The organism is Alphaproteobacteria bacterium (genome assembly GCA_017308135.1).
In the GTDB taxonomy this organism is placed as follows: domain Bacteria; phylum Pseudomonadota; class Alphaproteobacteria; order CACIAM-22H2; family CACIAM-22H2; genus Tagaea.
The window spans coordinates 59,024-78,266 of sequence record JAFKFM010000016.1; the positions used below are offsets into that span (position 1 = coordinate 59,024).

The following is a 19,243-nucleotide window of genomic DNA, read 5'->3' on the forward strand; positions in this document are numbered from 1 at the left end:
CAATCTTTTCGACGCCGAAACAGTGCAACCGTTTGTCTTGGGTAACTATGGCGCGTCGGCCATGCGCCGATGCACCGGGCACGGCGCCGATCCGTGCGCGAGACAAAACGTGCCGACGAATTTCGACATTTCGGCGGCCGCACTCGCTGCCCCCGCATTGACCGCGTCGAGGCGCGCGGCGGCCGCTTCCGCTTTGCGGCGCAACGCGGCTTCGTCGAACGTCAGCAACTTGCCGTCCGCCAGCACCGTACGGCCCGCGATCATCACCTTGTCGATCGAAGCGCCGGACTCGCCGAACACGGTCTGCGTCATCGGGTTGCGGAACGGCACGAAATTCGGCGCGTCGAGACGCAGGAACACGATATCGGCGGCGTAGCCGGGTGCGAGCTTACCGATCTTGTCGAAGCCCAGCAGCGCCGCCGAGCCTTCGGTCGCCAGCGCGAAGGCTTCGTCGGCCGACAGCCAGCGCTCAAAATCGGGCCCGCGCAGCCGCGACAGGAACGACGCAAGCCGCGTCGCTTCGAACATGTTCTGGCCGTCCGACGTATTCGTCGCGTCGGTGCCAATACCCACGCGCAAACCCGCATCGAGCATTTCGCGCACGGCGGCGACACCCGACCCCAAGCGCAAATTGCTGGGCGGGTTATGCGCGACCGCGCAGCCTTTGGCGGCGAGGCGCTTGATGTCGTCGGGCTCGAGCCAAATACCGTGCGCGCCGCTGAACTCGGGGCCGAGCACGCCGAGGCGATCGAGATGCTCGACCATCGTGCAGCCGTAACGCGCGCGCGCCGCGACGGCTTGCGGCTTCGACTCGCAAAGATGGGTCTGGAAGCGCAACCCGGTGTCGCGCGCGAGCCGCGAGGCCGCAATCAGGAATTCGTCGCTGGCATGCAGCGGAATGGTCGGCGCCACGCCGGGGCGCACCATCGCGCGATCATGCGGCCACGTCTCGATGGCCTTGCGCACGGTCGCGAGGCTGACCTCGAAGCCCTGCATCGCCATCGCGGCGGCTTTGGATTTATGCGGCTCGGGTATCGCATCGAGCAAAGCCGGGAACGCTTGGAACAGCGTGCGGTCGGCGAGCATGGGGGCGACGACCGCGCGCATGCCGGCATCGGCATAGGCTTGGCCCACCGCATGCGCGCCCTCGACCGAGGGGGCCGGAATTTCGACGAACAAATCGAAGGCCGCCGTGCAGCCGCGCCTTATCGATTCAACCGCCGACAAGGCGGCCGAAATGTATTTGTCCTCCAACGTGCGCGAACCGTTGATGGCCCCGTTGCCGGTGAGGAACAGCTCCAGCGGCACGCGATCGGCGACCGCCCCGCGCCCCAGCCCGCCATGCGCATGGGTGTGGGAGTTGATAAGGCCGGGGATCAGCAGCCGGTCGGACGCATCCAGCGTTTCAGCCGCGGGCGCGTCGATCTTGCCGATCTCGGCGATCGCGCCGTCGACGACCAGAATATCGGCGTGCGGCGCCTGTCCGGTTTTGGAATCGAGAACGCGCCCGCCGGTGATTTTCAGCGGGCGCGTTCCGGTCATGCGACGATCCTCGGTCAGTTGGTCAGATACACCAGCTCGCGCTCGGCGCGCGGCGGCAGGAAAGAGCGGTTGAAAATCTCCGACGGCACGGGCGTGCGGGTCAAGCCATAACCCTGCACGACCATGTCGATCGAGCGCGCCAACCGGTCGTCCTTCACGTCGCCCGCCCCGATCTCCTTCGCCTCCGCCGAAATCATCAGTTTTTCGTAGGCGAAGCGCAGGCGGCGCTGTTCGACGGGAATATCGACCAGCTGGTCGAACTTCTTCACGGACTCCATCGCGCCGCCGATATCCTTGCCGACATCGATCGTGGCTTGGCTGACGGCGCGCACGAGCCCCTGCACCGCGCGGGGATTTTCCTTCAGCAGCTTTTGCGAGACCATCAACCCGTTCGAGTAGAGGTCCATGCCGAAATCGCCGAACGAGAACCACGTATAATCCTTGTCCGGATCCTGGCCGAGCCCGACGAGGTTGAAGTAGCTGGTGATGTTGAACACCATCGCCGCATCCATATGGCCCTGGATCAGCATCGGCTCCTGCAGGTTGGGCGCCATGGTCGTGAACTTGATCTTGGCGAGGTCGAGATTGTTGACCTTGGCGAAGACCGGCATCAGCCGCGTGGTCGGTGTACCCTGCGCACCACCCAGCGTCTTGCCTTCGAAGTCCTTGATCGTCTTGATGCCGCTGGCGTTGCGCGCGACCACCGCGAAGGGCGGCTGCGTCCACATCTGGAACACCATCACCGGCGCCATGCCGGGCGAGGCCGAGGCGTTCTGGATGATCGCGTTGATGTCGCCGAAGCCCGCGTCATAGGCACCGCCCATGATGCGCGTGATCGTGGCGCCCGAGCCTTCGCCCTGGTCGATGACCACGTTCAAGCCTTCGCGCGCGAAATAGCCCTTGTCGCGCGCCACGAAGAACGCCGCGTCCGAACCTTGGGTCTTCCAGCCCAGCGTGAAGCGGATCGTGGTCGGTTGCTGGGCGATGGCCGTGCCCGCCGCCAGGGCGAAAGCGCCGGCGAAGGCGAGGGTTTTAAGCAGATTCCGCATCGGGGGGCTCCTGTGAAAGGTGAAACCGCCGCGAATTCAGCAGTTTCCGTGCCAGGAACGGTCCGCTTGACCCGATGCCTATGCCTGGGTTACGCATGGAACATGGAATTCCGACTTACGGCGCTTCGACTTATTTGATCCCGCCCCGTCCGGCCAGGACGGGCGCCTCGCGGGCAAGTCGCCGTTTCGCCTCGTCACCACCGGAAATTCCATCGTCCTATGATCCCCGACCGTTCCCAGCTCGCCGCCCCGGCTTTCCTGATTCGCGTGGCAATGGCGCTCGCGCGACTTACGCGCTGAGACCGTCTTCGCCCTGCTCCTTTTCTTGAATTCGACGGAACCGCCAAAATGCCCACGATGAAAAACGTCTCCAAATATCGCCAATTCGCGCCGATCAACCTGCCCGATCGCCAATGGCCCACCCGCACGCTCGACAAGGCGCCGATGTGGTGCTCGGTCGATCTGCGCGACGGCAACCAAGCGCTGGTTGAGCCGATGGGCCCCGAGCGCAAGCGCCGCATGTTCGAATTGCTGGTGCGCCTGGGCTTCAAGGAAATCGAGGTCGGCTTCCCCGCCGCCTCGCAGACCGATTTCGATTTCGTGCGCCAGCTGATCGACGAAAAGCTGATCCCCGGCGACGTGACGATCCAGGTGCTGACCCAGGCGCGCGACGAATTGATCGAGCGCACGTTCCAGGCGATCAAGGGCGCCAAGCGCGCGGTCGTGCATCTCTACAACTCGACCTCGACCGTGCAGCGCCGCGTGGTCTTCGCCCTCGACCGGCCGGGCATCGTCGACATCGCGGTGAAGGGCACCAAAACGGTCAAGCGCCTGGTGCCGACGGTGCCGGAAACGGAAATCGTGTTCCAATACAGCCCCGAAAGCTTCACCCAGACCGAGCTCGATTTCGCCAAGGAAATCTGCGAGGCGGTGATGGACGAATGGGGCCCGACCGCGAAGAACAAGATGATCTTCAATCTGCCCGCGACGGTCGAAGCGGCGACGCCGAACATCTACGCCGACCAGATCGAATGGTTCGCGCGCAACGTGAAGCATCGCGACCGCTATATCCTGTCGCTGCATCCGCATAACGACCGCGGCACGGGGGTCGCCGCCGCCGAGATGGGCGTGCTGGCCGGGGCCGACCGCGTCGAAGGCACGTTGTTCGGCAATGGCGAGCGCACGGGCAACGTGGACGTCGTGAACCTGGCGCTGAACCTGTTCACGCAAGGTGTGGATCCGCAACTCGACCTCAGCGACGTCAACGAGATCGTGCGCACGGTCGAGTACTGCAACCAATTGCCGGTGCATCCGCGCCATCCCTATGGCGGCGAATTGGTGTTCACCGCCTTCTCCGGCTCGCATCAGGACGCGATCAAGAAAGGTTTCGCCGCCCAGGCCAAGTCGAATACCGGCTTGTGGGAAGTGCCCTATCTGCCGATCGATCCGCAGGATCTGGGCCGCAGCTACGAAGCGGTCATCCGCGTCAATTCGCAATCGGGCAAGGGCGGCATCGCCTATCTGCTCGAAACCGATTACGGCCTGGAATTGCCGCGCCGTTTGCAGATCGAGTTCGCGCAAGTCGTGCAGCGCGTGACCGATACGACGGGCAAGGAACTCTCCGCCAAGGACATCTACGACGCCTTCACGGCCGAGTATCTCGAAGGCGGCAAGTTCGGCTTCGTCGAGCACACGACGCTGCCGACAAAGTCGGGCACCGAGCGCAAGATCGACGCCAAGGTCCGCATCGATGGCAAAGAATCGACCCTGTCGGGCGAAGGCAACGGGCCGATCGCGGCCTATGTCGACGCGCTGAGCAAGGCGGCCGGCGTGCCGATCGACGTGGTCGATTATCGCGAACACGCGATCAAGGGCGGCGACGGCGCCAAGGCGAAGGCCGCCGCCTATGTCGAAGCCAAAGTCGGCGGGCGCACGCTGTTCGGCGTGGGCGTGGATTCCAATATCGTCACCGCCTCGCTCAAGGCCGTGACCTCGGCGACCAACCGCGCGCTGCGCTGACGCGCAGCTTCTTTACGGCAACGCAAACCCCGGTGCGGGCATTCCCCGCATCGGGGTTTTCTTTTTCAGCGTCCGCGCGGCGCGGTCTTGGTCGTTTTCAAACGCGCGAGGAAGGCGGCTTTGTGCGTCGTGCGCCATTCCTCGAAATCCCAAGCCGCATCGGACGCGCGCACCGCCCCGCTGCCATCGGGTACATAGACCAGCGCCTGCAAGCGCTTGCCGTCGGCGCGTTCGACGACCCAGGATTCGGCGCGATAGCCCTTGCCTTCATAGGCGTCGAGCAGCGCCTTGGCTTCCGGCGTCACGTCCAGCGCCAGCACGCCCGGCGTCTTCGCGCGGCCATCGGCGACGACCACGGGGAAGGTCGCGCGTTCGGCCTTGCGCCGGCGCCAGCCGAGCAGCGTGGCGTCCTCCACGCGCTTGGGCGCCTTGCCGCCCAGCACCGCGCGGCGCACGGCGGGATCGATCAGCGTGCCGTAGAAGAAAAACTTGAGGGGAGCGGTCATATCAATGTCCCGCCGCGGCGTCTTGCGGCAGGTCGACGCCGGATTTCGCGAGTTGCGCATCGAGCGCGGCTTTGAGACGCGCAAGACCCGCCTCGGTCTTCGACTCGCAGCGCGCGACCAGCACGTCCTGCGTGTTCGACGCGCGCAGCAGCCACCAGCCATCCGGCCCGTTGACGCGCACGCCATCGACCGGGTTCACGTCGGCGCCCTCGGCGGCGAGGCGACCACGCACTTCCTCGACCACTTCGCGCTTGCGCGTTTCCGAGCACGGGAAACGCAGCTCCGGCGTGTTGATGACGATCGGCAAACGATCGCGGATATCGGCGAGGCTGTCGTCGCGCTTCGCGAGGATCGCCAGCAGGCGGAGCCCCGCATACATCGCGTCGTCGAAACCGTACCAGCCGTCGGCGAAGAAGATATGGCCCGACATCTCGCCCGCGAGCGGGGCCGCCGTTTCGGCCATCTTGGTCTTGATGATCGAATGGCCGGTCTTCCACATCAGCGGCTTGCCGCCCAGGCGCGCGATCTCGTCGAACAGCACCTGGCTCGCCTTCACGTCGGCGATGATGGTCGAACCCGGCAAGCGCGCGAGGATTTCCGACGCCAGCACGGCGACGAGTTGATCGCCCCACAGGATGCGGCCCTTGCCGTCGACCACGCCGATGCGATCGCCGTCGCCGTCGAAGGCGATGCCGAGATCCGCCTTCTTCGCCGCGACCGCGTCCTGCAATTGGACGAGGTTCTTGGCGACCGTCGGATCGGGATGGTGGGCGGGGAAACGCCCGTCGATTTCGGCGTTCAGCAGCGTATGCGTGCCGGGGAGCTTGGCGCAGACATCGACCATCACCTGGCCCATGGCGCCGTTGCCCGCATCCCACACGACGTTCAGCTTCTTGCCGTCCTTGGGATAGTCGCGCAGCAGACGCGCGACATAAGCCGCGCGGACATCGACGTCGCTGGCCTTGCCCTTGCCTTCGGCGACTTTGCCTTCGGCGCAGGCCTTGCCCATCGCCTGGATATCGGCGCCCCAGAACGAGGCTTTCCCGATCGTCATCTTGAAGCCGTTATAATCGGCCGGGTTGTGGCTGCCGGTGATCATCACGCCGCCGTCGAGGCCCAGATCGCGCGCGGCGAAATAGAGCATCGGCGTGGGGCCGAGCCCCACTTTGCGCACGTCGAGGCCGCAATCGATCAAGCCGTCGATCACCTTGCCCGACAATTCGGGCGAGGACAGGCGCCCGTCCCAGCCGACCGCGACGGTCTTGCCGCCCTTGGCGACGATCGCCGAGCCGAAGCCGCGACCGACCGCATAGGCGTCGGCCGCCGACAAAGTTTTGCCGACGATCCCGCGCACGTCGTATTCGCGCAAGACCGTGGCTTCGAACGCGTGGCGGAACGCCATCAGCCGGCCTCCGCGCCCGTGGCGGTCGCGGGGCGGCCGATCGACGTGTATTCGAACCCGGCGGCCTTCATGTCGGCCGGCGCGTAGCAATTGCGCAAATCGACGATCACCGGCTTCTTCAGCAGCTTCTTCACGCGATCGAGCTGCAGCGCACGGAACTCGTTCCATTCGGTGATGATGAGGGCGCAATCCGCCCCCTCCATCGCCGAATAGGCGTCCTTGGCGAGCTCGACGCCGGGCAGCATCGACTTCGCCTCGTGCATGCCTTCGGGATCATAGGCGACGATCTTCGCGCCTTCCGCCTGCAACGCCGGCAAAATGTCGAGCGAGGGGCTATCGCGCATATCGTCGGTGTTCGGCTTGAAGGTGAGGCCCAGCACGGCGACCGTCTTCCCTTTGACCGAACCGCCGCACGCCGCGACGACGCGCGCGGCCATCGCCTTCTTGCGCTTGTCGTTGATGTCGACGACCGTTTCGATGATGCGCAGCGGGCTGCCGTAATCCTGCGCGGTCTTGACCAGCGCCAGCGTATCCTTCGGGAAGCACGAGCCGCCGTAACCGGGGCCGGGATGCAGGAATTTCTTCCCGATACGCCCGTCGAGGCCGATGCCCTTGGCGACGTCGTGCACGTCGGCGCCGACCTTCTCGCACAGATCGGCGATCTCGTTGATGAAGGTGATCTTGGCGGCAAGGAACGTGTTCGCCGCGTATTTGATCAGCTCCGACGTTTCCAGCGACGTGAACACGATCGGCGTTTCGATGAGATACAGCGGGCGATAGAGCTGGCGCATCACTTCGCGCGCGCGCTCGCTTTCGGCCCCGATCACCACGCGGTCGGGGCGCATGAAATCGCCGATCGCCGCGCCCTCGCGCAGGAATTCCGGGTTCGACGCGACGTCGAATTGCGCGTCGGGGCGCACGGCCTTGATGCGGCGCTGGACTTCGCGGCCAGTACCCACCGGCACGGTCGACTTCGTCACAACGACGGCATAGCCGGTCAACGCGCGGCCGATTTCCTCGGCGGCGGCGTAGACATAGGAGAGATCCGCATGCCCGTCGCCGCGGCGCGACGGCGTGCCCACCGCGATGAAGATCGCATCCGCACCCGGCACGGCCTTGGCGAGATCGGTCGTGAAATGCAGGCGGCCCGCCTTCACGTTCGTCTCGACCAGCTTGTCGAGGCCCGGCTCGAAGATCGGAATGCCGCCCTTGTTCAGGCGGTCGATCTTGCCGGCGTCCTTGTCGACGCAGGTGACGTCGACGCCGAATTCGGAAAAGCACGCCCCGGTCACCAGGCCCACATAGCCGGTACCGACCATCACGATGCGCATAGGAAGAATCTCCAGGAGGAAGCGGAGGCCCGGCGCTTCTACAAGCCGGGCCGGATCAAGTCGAGAGGGGTATTAACCCCTTGTCATTTCAGGAGTAACGCTTCACGACCTCGCGCGCGGCGGGGCCCAGATCGGCGCGTTCCAGGGCAAACGCGATCTGCGCTTCGAAGAAGCCGATTTTGTCGCCGCAATCGAAACGCTGGCCTTCGAAGCGATAGCCGTGGAACGGCGATTGGCCGATCAGCGGAATCAACGAGTCCGTCAGCTGGATTTCGCCGCCGGCCCCCTTCTTCTTCTTGTCCAGATGGTCGAACACGGCGGGTTCCAAAATATAGCGCCCGATGACCGCGAGGTTCGACGGGGCTTCGTCCGGCTTCGGCTTTTCGACCAGCCCGCGCACTTGCACGAGACGGCCGTCGTCGCGGCCCGGCGACAGAATGCCGTAGCGGCTGGTATGCGCCTTGGGCACTTCCATCGCGGCGACGATATTGCCGCGCACTTCGGGATAGATGTCGATCATCTGCTTCAAGCACGGCGTCTTGGACAGGATCAGATCGTCGGCGAGCAGCACGGCGAAGGGCTCGTTGCCCACCAGATCGCGGGCGCACCACACGGCGTGGCCCAGGCCCAGCGGCGCTTGCTGGCGCGTATAGGCGACATCGCCCGGCGGCGGCAGCCATTCGCGCAACGCGGCCAGCTCGGCGGCCTTGCCGCGCGTCTCCAGCGTATTCTCCAACTCGAACGAGTGATCGAAATGATCCTCGATCGTCGTCTTGTCGCGGCCGGTGACGAAGATCAGCTGTTCGATGCCGGCGGCGCGCGCTTCTTCGACCGCGTATTGGATCAGCGGCTTGTCGACGACCGGCAGCATTTCTTTCGGCATCGCCTTGGTCGCGGGCAGGAAGCGCGTGCCCAAACCGCCGACCGGAAAAATCGCCTTGCGTACGCGCGCCATCGTCACTCGTCCCGTTGGAAATAAAGGGGTTCGCGCCGCAATAACGCGCGAACCGGGCCGGTCATGCCATAGGCGGCCGCGCGTCGCAAGTTCCGGTCTTGTTCCTATTCCTCGCCCGGCGTATCTCGAACCCAGACCGATCCGCGTTCATAGGTTTTGACGAATGTGAAGCCGACGATCCGCCAGCCTTGCGGCGCGCGCTCGAAGTCGTGGATGTAGTGTCCCCACACTTCCCACAAATCGCCGTCGGGCCCGCCGGGTTTGCGATTCCAGGCATAGCCGTTCGACCGTACGGTCGCCCGATCGCCCGAAATCTCCACCAGCGCGTGCCCTCGAATATGCAGGCTCTGCTTGTTGCCTTTGAGGTTGGCGGCCCACCCGCCGATCAGCGCGCCCGCCGGAATGGTCGCGGGCTGGCCGCCGACGAGCGAGGTGAAGTCGATCCGGACATTGTCGGCGAAATACGCGCGCGCGGCCGCCCAATCCTTGCGATCGACCGCGACTTCGACGAGCGCCGGAATGCGTTGCAGATCGAGTTCGTCGGCCAGTCGTTGAATGGACGGCTGGGCCGTCGCGGCGGACGCCGCCAAAACGCCCGCCATCGCCAAAGCGATAATGGATTTGCGCATATTCGCGATCTCCCGTTTCAGAAGGACGCCGGCCGCCACGACCTATCGGTCGCCATGCCGGCAGCGGCAAAAATGAGCCGCAAAAGATCAATACGTCCAATAACGATTTAATGATAAATCGATACGTCATGCCTATCGAATTGCGCCATCTCCGCCATTTCCTGTTGGCGGCCAAACACGAGCATTTCGGTCACGCCGCCGCAAAAGCGAAGATCGCCCAACCGTCGCTTTCCCGCTCGATCGCCGAACTCGAAAGGCTCGCGGCGGCGGCGTTGTTCGATCGCGTCGGCCGCGGCGTACGCCTGACGGCGGCCGGCAAGGCCCTGGCGGAAGATTCCGAGCGGCTGCTGAAAGAAATCGACGCGTCGCTGCTGCGCGCCAAGCGCCTCGCGGACGGCACGCATGGATCGTTGCGCATCGGCTTCGTCGAAAGCTCGGCATGGGGCGGCGAAGTTCCCGCCTTCCTGGGCGAATTGCGCCAACGCCTGCCGGAACTGAAACTCGATCTGACGCCGATGAGTTCGATCGAAGCGCGCGCGTCGCTCGCCGCGGGACGTCTCGACTGCGCCTTCGCCTACGATCCCGCCGATGGCAGCGACGCCGATCTCGCGCGCCTCAACGTGCGGACCGACCGCGTTCTTGCCGCCCTGCCGAAGGGACATCGCCTCGCCGCGCGCAAATCGCTGCGTCTGAAGGATCTGGCGGGCGAGGCTTTCGTGCTGTTCCCGCGCGACGCCGCCCCCGCCTATTGGACGCGGCTGATGGCCGCGTGCGCAAAGGGCGGATTTGCGCCGCGCATCGTCCAGGAAGGCGCGAACGACGCCACGATGCTGACGCTCGTCGCGGCCGGAATCGGCGTAACGCTGGTCAATTCGGCGGCGCGCTGGCGGCACCCCGAGGACGTGACGCTGATCGACGTCGCGGACATCGATCTTCCCTTGCGGCTCGATCTGGTCTGGAACGAATCCGAGCGCAATCCAGCCATCGCGCAGGCCGTGGCGCTGGCGCGCCGTCGCTTTAGGCTCCCAACAATGTCGTCTTCGCCTGATTGATCTTGGCGGCAAGATAGTCCGACCCGCCATGGTCCGGGTGGACCTTCAGCATCAAGCGGCGATGGGCGGCTTTGATTTCCTCGACCGAGGCGGTCTCGGCCACGCCCAGCAGCCTTGCGGCTTCGGCGCGCGACATTGGCCCTTCGCCGGCGGGCGCCGCCGACGAGGCTTCCTGGCCCCCGCGCCATTCGGGATGGACGCGGTCGAGATAGGCTTCCAGAAGCTGGGCCCCCTCGCCGTCCTCGATGCGCAACGTGCCGAGCAGATCGGCGAGCGAATTCGGCTCAAGTTCGGAGAGCCGCTTGCCGCGATAACTTCCTTGCAGCACCAGCCCGTCGAGCGCGCCGGTCGCGTGGTCGAGCTCCATGCGCAGCCATGTGCTCTCGACGCCCGAGCTTGCGTCCGGATCGGGGGCACCGTCATTGCGGCCGATCTTCCACGAGGTGAACCAGCGCGCGAGCTGCGGCCCGTACATCGACCCGATCGCGAGTGCGGACCACAAGCGCCCGGTCAGCAGCAGCCATAAACCGGCGATGCCACCCAGCACGGCGCCGCCGATTTTGGCGCCCTTCACGACATTCGCCGGCTTGGCGTCGATCAAGCCTTTGACGATCTGCCAAAGGGCGAAAGCCAGGATCGTGCCGATGATGAGGTAGATCAGAAACATCGCGCTATCTTACCTGACGCGCGAGCAAGGCGACCGCCCCGCCTTTGCGCGCCGACATATCCGCCAGCGCCTTGCGCCCGCCAGCCGCGAAGGCCGCGACGGCGGCGAGCAGATCGCGCAGCGCATCGGCCGCATTCGCGTCGAACGGGCAATAGGCGCCGCCCGACAGGCGCGCGATGGCCTCAAGAGCACCCCGCGCCAAAGCATCGCCACCTTCGTGGAACACGAAAACCGGCGTGCCGAGCAAGCCCAACTCGCCCGCGTACTTCGCCAACGAGTCGGGGTTTTCTTCGACCGCGTCGCCGACGAACACCAAGGCTGCGACCTTCGCGCGCCGAGTCTCCGCGATGCCGTGGCGAAGCACATTGCCGATCTGGGTTTCGCCGGGGGCGCAACGCACGGCGCGCATGCGCGCGACCAAAGCCGTGGCATCCGCGACAAACGGCCCCGCCTGAAAATCCGCAAGTCCGCCGTAATGGACGAGTTGCACGTCCAAACCGCCCAAATCCTTGGCGGCGAGGAACATCTCACTTTGCAGCTTGCCGGCGCGCTCCCACATCGGTTCGCGGCTCGCCGTCGCATCCAACGCGAAGATCAGCCGCCCGCGCCGCGCGGCCGCGGGGCCGGCCGCGACGGGCAGCGACTTCACCTTGTCGAGAAACGCCGCGATGTCTTTGCGGTTCGACTTGGCGGGGAGGTTCGGGCCGGACATGACCCAATTGAAATAGGTTTGTCCGGCGCCGTCTACAACGCCGTCGGCAAGGGGGCAGGTTCGGGCGCCTCGCGCACGCCCACGGCGTGGAGAATGGCGCGGATTTCCTGGCGGCCGGCGATATGGCTCATCGTCAGCGGCGTAACGATGCCGCGCTCGCGCAAATCGAGCAGCGTGAGGCCCATGAGGAACAATTCGCGGAACACCACGCGGTCACCCAGCCCCGCCGCCTGGCGGAAGCCGAAGCGCTTGGCGAGGGCGTCCAGCGCCTGGGTCATATTCTTCTTGTTGCGCGCCTCGACCGACGCAACGCGGTTGCGAAGGACAAGCCAGTCGATCGACTTCGCGTCGCGCTTAGCACGCACCTTCTTTTGGTCCCACACCATCGCCGAATAGGCGGAGGGGCAGATGATCTTCAGCGTGACGGGCTCGACCTTCGCGATCAAATCGAGATCGACGAAGCTGTCGTTCATCGGCGTGACCAGCGTGTCGGCATAGCTATGTGCGACACGGCTCAATGTCTGGTCGGAGCCGGGCGTGTCGATCACGACCACGTCATGGTTCGACGCGAGCTCGCCCAAAGCCGCCTCGAAACGCTGGGTCTCGTCCGCCACCGCTTCCGACGGCGCCAATTTGGAGCGCGCGACCAAGCGGTGATCGGGCAGCGGCAAGGGCAGTTTCAGCCGCTCCATCGTCTGGGCTCGGTTTTCGAGATAGCGGGTCAGCGTCGCCTGGCGGGAATCCACGTCGATCGTGCCGACCTTCAGCCCTTCGCGCAGCAACCCGACGACCAGATGCATCGCCACGGTCGACTTGCCCGACCCGCCTTTTTCGTTGCCCAGCACGATGATCCGCGCCCGTTGCTGCATTGCGGGGGCGGTGTCAAAATTCGCGGCCGAGGCGCTTTGCGGGCCAAAATCGGCGCCCGCAGCGCCGAACAAGCCCGTTTGGCCGGTCGAATCGGAGATCATGAGCCATTTTACCTCGAATGCCCCGCATCGACCGGCTTGAAAATTTTGCGGCGAGGCGTGCGCGATTCCCGGACCCCTGCTAAACATATGCGTCGAAGCACATGACACAGCCTCAAACATCCGGTTCCGCCGCCGCCGCCACGTTCCGCCTGCGCCAGGTCGCGGAACGCCACTGGGCCTATATCTTCGGCAAGTCCGGCGGCCAGCGCGCCGACAGCCGCAAGCAGAACTTCGCCTTCGCGACGCTGTCGGGGGGCAATCTCTCCTCGGCCATCCTGTCGAGTTCGAACTTTTCGAACTGCACGCTGACCGATTGCGACTTCTCGATGGCGGATCTGTTCGCCTGCGATTTCTCGGGCGCCGATCTCACGCGCAGCGTGTTCCGCAAGGCCGATCTGCGCGCCGCATCCTTCGTGCGCGCCAAGCTGCGCGGTGCGGATCTGTCGGGCTGCGATTTGCGCCCGGGCCAGATCGTCGATTGGGCCGGTTTGCAATCCGACACCAAGGAACGCGCCGCGAGTTTCGAGAACGCGGACATGGAAACGGCGGCGCTGGATTCCACCGACATGTCCTTCGCCAACATGGCGGGGGCGTCGCTCAAAAGCGCTTCGCTCGCCGGCGCCACTTTGTTCTGCGCCAATCTGCGCGGCGCGGATCTGACCGGCGTGAAGCTCGACGGCGCCAAGCTGAAGGGCGCGATGCTGACCGGCGCCAAGCTCAACGGCGCTTCTTTGCGCAACGCCGATCTGTCGGGCGTGGATTTGCGCAACGTCGAAATGAACAACGTGCAGATGGCCGGCGCCAAGCTGGAAGGCACGATCTACGCCGATCCGCCGGCGGGTTCCAATCTGCCCGCGCGCTACAAGGAACAGATCGAGCAGCACGCGCAGTGGGTGAAGACCAACGGCAAGGAAGGCGCCCGCGCCGAATTCGGCGGGCAGGATCTGTCGGACGTGGATTTCGGCGGCTGCGAATTGTCGGGCGCCAAATTCGACGGCGCGATTTTGAGCCGCAGCCGCTTCGTCGCCGCGACGTTGAAGCTCGCCACCTTCCTGTCGGTGCGCGCGGAAAAATCCGATTTCTCCGACGCGAATATCTCCGGCGCGCAAATGCTGGGCGCACGCCTGGAAGGCGCCATCTTCGGCGGCGCGATCGGCCATCCGATGGAAATCATCGCGGCCGACGGCACGCCCACCGGCCGGCGCTTGACAACCAGCCTGAGCAAAGCGTCGCTGATCGGCGCGGATCTGCGCGGCGCCGATTTGCGCGAGGCGGATTTCCGAGGGGCCGATCTGCGCGGCGCCAATCTCGCCGGCGCCTATGTCGACGGCGCGCTGTTCGAGGGCACGCAACGCTGATGTTGCCCCAAGCCGACAGCTACGAACAGCTGCTGGCCAAGTTCCGCTGGGCGATCCCCGACCGCTTCAATATCGGCGTCGATGTCTGCGACAGGCAGGACGCAGCCAAGCCCGCGATTCTGTTCGACGACGATTCGGGCGCCGTCCGCGTCATCAAATTCGGCGAATTGCGCGCGTTGACCAACCGTTTCGCCAACGCGCTGGGCGCCTTGGGTCTCGCGCGCGGCGATCGGGCGGGGATTCTGCTGCAACAAAGCCCCGAAACGGCGGTCGCACATATCGCCGCGTATAAAGCCGGCTTGATCGCCGTGCCGCTCTTCGTGCTGTTCGGCGAAGACGCATTGGAATATCGGCTTGGCGATTGCGGGGCGGCGTGCGTCGTCACCGATCTCGCCCAATTGCCGAAGTTGCTGGCGATCCGCGCCCGCCTGCCCGCTTTGCGCGCGATCATCGTGGTCGACGGCAAGGGCATCGACGGCACGCATGATTTCCAGGCGCTGCTCGACAAGGCGTCGGACGATTTCACGCCGGTCGATACGGCGGCGGACGATCCGGCCCTGATCATCTACACCTCCGGCACCACCGGAAATCCGAAAGGCGCCTTGCACGCGCATCGTGTGCTGCTCGGCCATCTGCCGGGCGTGGAGATGCCGCAGGATCTGTTCCCGCAGCCGGACGATTTGTTCTGGACGCCCGCCGATTGGGCGTGGATCGGCGGCTTGCTCGACGTGCTGCTGCCGTCGCTCCATCATGGCGTGCCCGTGCTCGCCAAACGCCTGCGCAAATTCGAGCCCGACGCCGCCTATGCGCTGATGGCGCGCCACAAGGTGCGCAACGTGTTCTTTCCGCCGACGGCGTTGAAGCTGATGCGTGGGCACCCCGTCCCCGCCGGTCATGGGGCGGCCTTGCGCTCCATCGGCTCGGGCGGCGAAACGCTGGGCGAAGAATTGCTCGATTGGGGCCGCAACACCTTCGGCGTCACGATCAACGAATTCTACGGCCAGACCGAATGCAATCTGGTCGTCGCCAATTGCAGCAAGCTTTATCCGGTGCGGGCAGGTTACATGGGCCGCGCCGCCGCCGGGCATCGCGTGGCGATCATCGACGAGGACGGCAACGAGCTTCCCGACGGCGAGACGGGCGAGATCGCCGTGCGCCGCCCGGACCCGGTGATGTTCCTCGGCTACTGGAACAACGACCGCGCGACGCGCGAGAAATTCGCCGGCGATTGGCTGAAGACCGGCGATCGCGGGCGGCGCGACGCGCAAGGCTATTTCAAATATGTCGGCCGAGCGGACGACGTGATCACCTCGGCCGGCTATCGCATCGGCCCGGCGGAGATCGAGGATTGCCTGATCCGCCATCCGGCCGTCAGCATGGCCGCGGTGATCGGCGTGCCCGATCCGATCCGCACCGAAGCGATCAAAGCCTTTATCGTCGCCAAACCGGGGATAACGCCGGGCGACGATCTGGTGCGCGACCTGCAGGCGCATGTGCGCACGCGCCTGGCCGCGCATGAATACCCGCGCGAAATCGAGTTCGTGTCCGAATTGCCGATGACGGCGACGGGCAAGATCGTGCGCCGGGAACTCAAACGCCGCGAAGCTCAAAAACGCGAAGGGAAGACGCCATGACCGCGAAGACGATCGACTACTACTTCACCCCGCTGTCGCCCTGGGCCTATCTGGGGCATGAACGCTTCGTCGCCATCGCCAAGCGGCACAACGCCCATATCGAAGTGAAACCGGTCGATTACGGCCGCGTCTTCCCCGTGTCGGGCGGCTTGCCGCTCGCCCAACGGCCGAAGCAGCGCCAAGCCTATCGCTTGATGGAATTGCAGCGCTGGCGCGAGCATCTCGCCCTCCCGCTGATCCTCACCCCCAAGAACCGGCCGACATCGGCCGAATTGCCGTCACGCCTCGTCATCGCGGCCGACATGAAGGAACTCAACGCGATGGCGCTGTCGCTCGCCATCCATCGCGCGATCTGGGTCGAGGATCGGGATATTTCCGATCCCGAAACGCTGAAGGCGATTTGCGCCGAAAACGGCCGCAAACCCGACTTCCTGTGGGAAGCCGAGCAGAACGAGGAAACCAAGCGCCGCTACGATTCCTATACCCAGGAAGCGATCGACCGGCAGGTGTTCGGCGCGCCGACCTATGTCTACAAGGACGAGCTGTTCTGGGGCCAGGACCGGCTCGACTTCCTCGACCGCGCGCTGGCGAAAGGCTGACGGCCCGCGCGGCTCGATCAATCCGGTAGCGCGACGACGACGGCGCCGGTCTTGCGGCCGGTATCGACCCGCGCATGCGCAGCGGCAATATCGGCGAGCGCAAACACGGAGTCGATCGGCGGATCGAATGCGCCGGACTCGCATAAACCCGAGAGCACCACGAGGTCCTCGGCATGCTCCGCGGCCGTCCCGGCCAGCACGCGCAGCGCGCCGCGTTGGGGGCGCAGTGCGGACCCCAGCGTCGTGCCGAGGCCTGCGACTACCGCCAGCAAACGCCCGCCCGGCGCCAAGGCCCTGCGCGCGCGGTCGATAGGCGCGTTGCCGATCGCGTCGAGCACAATATCCCAGCGTTCGCGCCCGTCGGCGAATTCGCGCGCGGCGTAGTCGATCGTCTCGTGCGCGCCGTGCGCCAGCACGCGCGCGGTGTTCGCCGCCGAGCACACGCCGGTGACGCGCGCGCCGAAATGCCGTGCGAGTTGCACGGCCGCCGCCCCCACCGAACCGGAAGCGCCGTTCACCAGCACGCGCTCGCCCGGCGCCACTTTCCCGAAATCGCGCAGGAAATGCAGCGCGGTCGAGCCGCCGAAAGCGATCGCGGACGCACGCTCGAACGAATAGCCGCGCGGGATCGGCGCGATCGCGGCCGTTTCGGGCAATACAGCGCACTGGGCATGCGCGCCGAACCGCATACCGAACAACGCGAAGACCGCGTCGCCTTCTTTGAAGCGCGAGACGCCGGGCCCGCATGCAACGACGATCCCCGCACCTTCGGCGCCGAGGATCGCGCGGCGCGGCCCCCAAAGGCCGAGCGCCAGGCGCGCGGGCAGCGCAAAGCCCGTCGGAAACCGCGCCGCGCGCAGGCGTGCATCGCCTGACGTCACGCATGCCGCACGCATCCGGATCAGGATTTCGCCCTTGCGCGGTATGGGACGGGGAACGTCGCGCACGCAAACCGCGTCCGGCCCGCCGTAAGCGGCGCAGATCGCGGCAAGCATCATTTGGATTTCTAAACTTCGACCGCGGCGAAGCGCCAGGTCGGCTCGACGAATTCCTGTTGCGCCGCGACGGTTTGGATCTCGCGCGTACCCGCTTCTTCGGTGCGCTTCAGCAAGCCGTAGATCGACGCCGTCGCGTTCTCGAGCGCTAGTTTCGGATCGCGCGTGCGGCCGAAATGCACGAAGAACAACGCCGCAATGGCGTCGCCCGCCCCGTTGACGCTGACCTTCAGCATCGGCGTTTCGACCGCGAAGCGCTTGCCGTGGTGGGAAACCATCATCGCGATCTTGTCGGCCGCCAAACCGTCGTGATGCAGGCTGGTCAACAGGATCGTCTCGGGCCCGAGCTTATGGACCGCATCGGCCGCCTTGCACGCGTCGGCCAGCGTCTTGACCGTCATGCCGGAGAGATATTCGAGTTCGAATTGATTGGGCGTCACGATATCGGCCGCCGGTACGGCGCGATCGCGCATGAATTCGGGAATGCCGGGGCGCACGAACACGCCGCGCCCCACATCGCCGATCACCGGATCGCAGCAATAAAGCGCTTGCGGGTTGGCGGCCTTCACGCGCGCGGCGGCGTCGAGGATCGCTTCGCCGATCGCCGCATCGCCCATATAGCCGGAGACGATTCCGTCGCATGTCCCCAGCACGCCGCGATCGGCGATCCCTTCGAACACCTCGCGCACCTGATCGGCCGGAAAGACCGGCCCGCGCCATTTGCCGTAGCCGGTATGGTTCGAGAACATCACCGTGTTGATCGCCCACACCTCGACGCCCAGACGCTGCATCGGGAACACGGCCGAGGCGTTGCCGACATGGCCATAGGCGACCCAGGATTGGATCGAGAGCACGTTGCGCATGTCGGCGTCTTCCTTCCTAGACCAAACCCAGCGCGCGAAGTTCTTCGAGCATCGCGGGCGGCAAATTGGAACTGTGCTTGGCTTCCGCCTCGGTCAGATCGGGCGGGGCCGCATCGGCCTCGAAATAGCGCCAGCCCTGAAAGGCGCGCATCGGCTTCGGACGCGTGCGCACCAGCTTGGGCGCCAGCAGAATGTCGCAATAGGGCTTGCCCTCGCGGTCCTTGCCCGTCTTGAAGCCGACGATCTTCTGGCGGCAACGGATCACGCCTTTGATGACCCAATAGAGCGAGCCTTCGCCCGCGATCTCGTCGCCGCGCTTGGGCGCGTTGCGCGTCGTGTGTTTGAGCTGCGGCTTGGCCACGCCGCGCTTGCGTTGATCGGCCAGACGCTTCTTCTGCCAGCCGGCCAGATCCTCGATGGAATCGCAGCCGACGCACAGCTTCACCAGATGCAGACTCATGCCTCGCCCTTCACCTGGGCGACCACCTTGTCGAGCATCGCCACCAGCTGACGTCCGATATCGCCGCCGTCGCCGGCCACGCCGTTGTTGATCACCACGACGATCGCGTCGGCCGCGGCCTTCACCACCACCAGCGCTTTGGCGTCGAGAAAATCGGCCGCGTCGAGATAGCGGCACAGCTGATCGCCGAAACGCGTGATCAACGGGTATCCATAGGTGCCGCCCTGACCGCGCAGTTCGTGCGCCAGCATATAGACGGTCTGGCGTTTCTCGATGTTGTTGGGCTCGCGCAGCAATTCGGCGGCGGCGGCGGCAAGCTTCACCGATTCCGTCTTCGCCTGTTCCTCGAACTCGCCACGCAAACCTTGCACGGCGGTTTCCATGCGTTTGACGGCGGCTTCGTCCACGCCGCCATTGCCGACTTTCGCCTTCAACTGATTGGGCGGGTTCAGCACCTGGAATTTCTTCCCCGGCGCGCCCGCGGCACTTTGCGACATGA

At 65.4% G+C, this 19,243-nt stretch carries 19 protein-coding genes; 5 read left to right on the plus strand and 14 right to left on the minus strand.

The window, feature by feature from the left end:
- Positions 1-45: 45 nt before the first annotated feature.
- Positions 46-1,542 (minus strand): amidohydrolase family protein, encoded by a 1,497-nt coding sequence (locus J0H39_25220; GenBank protein MBN9500065.1) that lies wholly within the window; start codon positions 1,540-1,542, stop codon positions 46-48.
- Positions 1,543-1,556: 14 nt separating this feature from the next.
- Positions 1,557-2,591 (minus strand): ABC transporter substrate-binding protein, encoded by a 1,035-nt coding sequence (locus J0H39_25225; protein ID MBN9500066.1) that lies wholly within the window; start codon positions 2,589-2,591, stop codon positions 1,557-1,559.
- Positions 2,592-2,939: 348 nt separating this feature from the next.
- On the opposite strand from J0H39_25225, the gene leuA reads away from it, so the two are divergent.
- On the plus strand, positions 2,940-4,610 hold the full coding sequence (leuA, locus tag J0H39_25230; GenBank protein ID MBN9500067.1) for a 2-isopropylmalate synthase: 1,671 nt from the start codon (positions 2,940-2,942) through the stop codon (positions 4,608-4,610).
- 65 nt (positions 4,611-4,675) lie between these two features.
- On the opposite strand, the gene J0H39_25235 is transcribed toward leuA, so the two are convergent.
- The 5 genes from J0H39_25235 to J0H39_25255 all read right to left on the minus strand — a co-directional run bounded on the left by J0H39_25235 (position 4,676) and on the right by J0H39_25255 (position 9,433).
- The gene (locus tag J0H39_25235) at positions 4,676-5,116 is read right to left on the minus strand and encodes a gamma-glutamylcyclotransferase (protein ID MBN9500068.1); all 441 of its coding nucleotides are present in this window, start codon (positions 5,114-5,116) and stop codon (positions 4,676-4,678) included.
- A 1-nt stretch (position 5,117) separates the two neighbouring features.
- Positions 5,118-6,518, minus strand: a complete 1,401-nt coding sequence (locus J0H39_25240) for a phosphomannomutase/phosphoglucomutase (GenBank protein ID MBN9500069.1) — start codon at positions 6,516-6,518, stop codon at positions 5,118-5,120.
- The gene (locus J0H39_25245) at positions 6,518-7,849 is read right to left on the minus strand and encodes a UDP-glucose/GDP-mannose dehydrogenase family protein (protein ID MBN9500070.1); all 1,332 of its coding nucleotides are present in this window, start codon (positions 7,847-7,849) and stop codon (positions 6,518-6,520) included. Before J0H39_25245 ends, J0H39_25240 begins: the two co-directional genes overlap by 1 nt.
- Positions 7,850-7,937: 88 nt before the next feature.
- Positions 7,938-8,804: a UTP--glucose-1-phosphate uridylyltransferase GalU gene (galU, locus tag J0H39_25250; protein MBN9500071.1), complete on the minus strand. Its 867-nt coding sequence runs from the start codon at positions 8,802-8,804 to the stop codon at positions 7,938-7,940.
- A gap of 104 nt (positions 8,805-8,908) precedes the next feature.
- Positions 8,909-9,433: a nuclear transport factor 2 family protein gene (locus tag J0H39_25255; GenBank protein ID MBN9500072.1), complete on the minus strand. Its 525-nt coding sequence runs from the start codon at positions 9,431-9,433 to the stop codon at positions 8,909-8,911.
- Positions 9,434-9,561: 128 nt separating this feature from the next.
- On the opposite strand from J0H39_25255, the gene J0H39_25260 reads away from it, so the two are divergent.
- Complete coding sequence (locus J0H39_25260; protein ID MBN9500073.1) at positions 9,562-10,485, plus strand: LysR family transcriptional regulator; 924 nt, start codon at positions 9,562-9,564, stop codon at positions 10,483-10,485.
- On the opposite strand, the gene J0H39_25265 is transcribed toward J0H39_25260, so the two are convergent.
- From J0H39_25265 to J0H39_25275, 3 genes are read right to left on the minus strand one after another with little or no spacing between them, the layout of a single operon-like run.
- Complete coding sequence (locus J0H39_25265; GenBank protein ID MBN9500074.1) at positions 10,451-11,152, minus strand: DnaJ domain-containing protein; 702 nt, start codon at positions 11,150-11,152, stop codon at positions 10,451-10,453. The genes J0H39_25260 and J0H39_25265 overlap by 35 nt on opposite strands.
- A 4-nt stretch (positions 11,153-11,156) precedes the next feature.
- A complete protein-coding gene (locus J0H39_25270; GenBank protein MBN9500075.1) occupies positions 11,157-11,864 on the minus strand; it encodes a VWA domain-containing protein in 708 nt (235 codons plus the stop codon).
- Positions 11,865-11,896: 32 nt separating this feature from the next.
- Positions 11,897-12,733, minus strand: a complete 837-nt coding sequence (locus J0H39_25275; GenBank protein MBN9500076.1) for an AAA family ATPase — start codon at positions 12,731-12,733, stop codon at positions 11,897-11,899.
- Positions 12,734-12,936: 203 nt separating this feature from the next.
- On the opposite strand from J0H39_25275, the gene J0H39_25280 reads away from it, so the two are divergent.
- The 3 genes from J0H39_25280 to J0H39_25290 are packed head-to-tail and all read left to right on the plus strand — an operon-like array spanning position 12,937 to position 16,426.
- Positions 12,937-14,193 carry a pentapeptide repeat-containing protein gene (locus tag J0H39_25280; protein ID MBN9500077.1) on the plus strand — a complete coding sequence of 419 codons (1,257 nt, stop codon included), beginning with the start codon at positions 12,937-12,939 and terminating at the stop codon, positions 14,191-14,193.
- Complete coding sequence (locus J0H39_25285; protein MBN9500078.1) at positions 14,193-15,827, plus strand: acyl-CoA synthetase; 1,635 nt, start codon at positions 14,193-14,195, stop codon at positions 15,825-15,827. Before J0H39_25280 ends, J0H39_25285 begins: the two co-directional genes overlap by 1 nt.
- Positions 15,824-16,426: a 2-hydroxychromene-2-carboxylate isomerase gene (locus J0H39_25290; GenBank protein MBN9500079.1), complete on the plus strand. Its 603-nt coding sequence runs from the start codon at positions 15,824-15,826 to the stop codon at positions 16,424-16,426. Before J0H39_25285 ends, J0H39_25290 begins: the two co-directional genes overlap by 4 nt.
- 17 nt (positions 16,427-16,443) lie before the next feature.
- Here J0H39_25290 and J0H39_25295 read toward each other — a convergent pair whose 3' ends face one another.
- From J0H39_25295 to J0H39_25310, 4 genes are read right to left on the minus strand one after another with little or no spacing between them, the layout of a single operon-like run.
- Entirely contained in the window at positions 16,444-17,421 is a 978-nt protein-coding gene (locus J0H39_25295) for an NAD(P)-dependent alcohol dehydrogenase (protein ID MBN9500080.1), read from the minus strand.
- A gap of 11 nt (positions 17,422-17,432) precedes the next feature.
- A complete protein-coding gene (gene pdxY / locus J0H39_25300; GenBank protein ID MBN9500081.1) occupies positions 17,433-18,284 on the minus strand; it encodes a pyridoxal kinase PdxY in 852 nt (283 codons plus the stop codon).
- 16 nt (positions 18,285-18,300) lie between these two features.
- Positions 18,301-18,744, minus strand: coding sequence for a DUF1489 domain-containing protein (locus J0H39_25305; GenBank protein MBN9500082.1), 444 nt, complete (start codon positions 18,742-18,744; stop codon positions 18,301-18,303).
- On the minus strand, positions 18,741-19,241 hold the full coding sequence (locus J0H39_25310) for a hypothetical protein (GenBank protein MBN9500083.1): 501 nt from the start codon (positions 19,239-19,241) through the stop codon (positions 18,741-18,743). Before J0H39_25310 ends, J0H39_25305 begins: the two co-directional genes overlap by 4 nt.
- Positions 19,242-19,243: the final 2 nt, after the last annotated feature.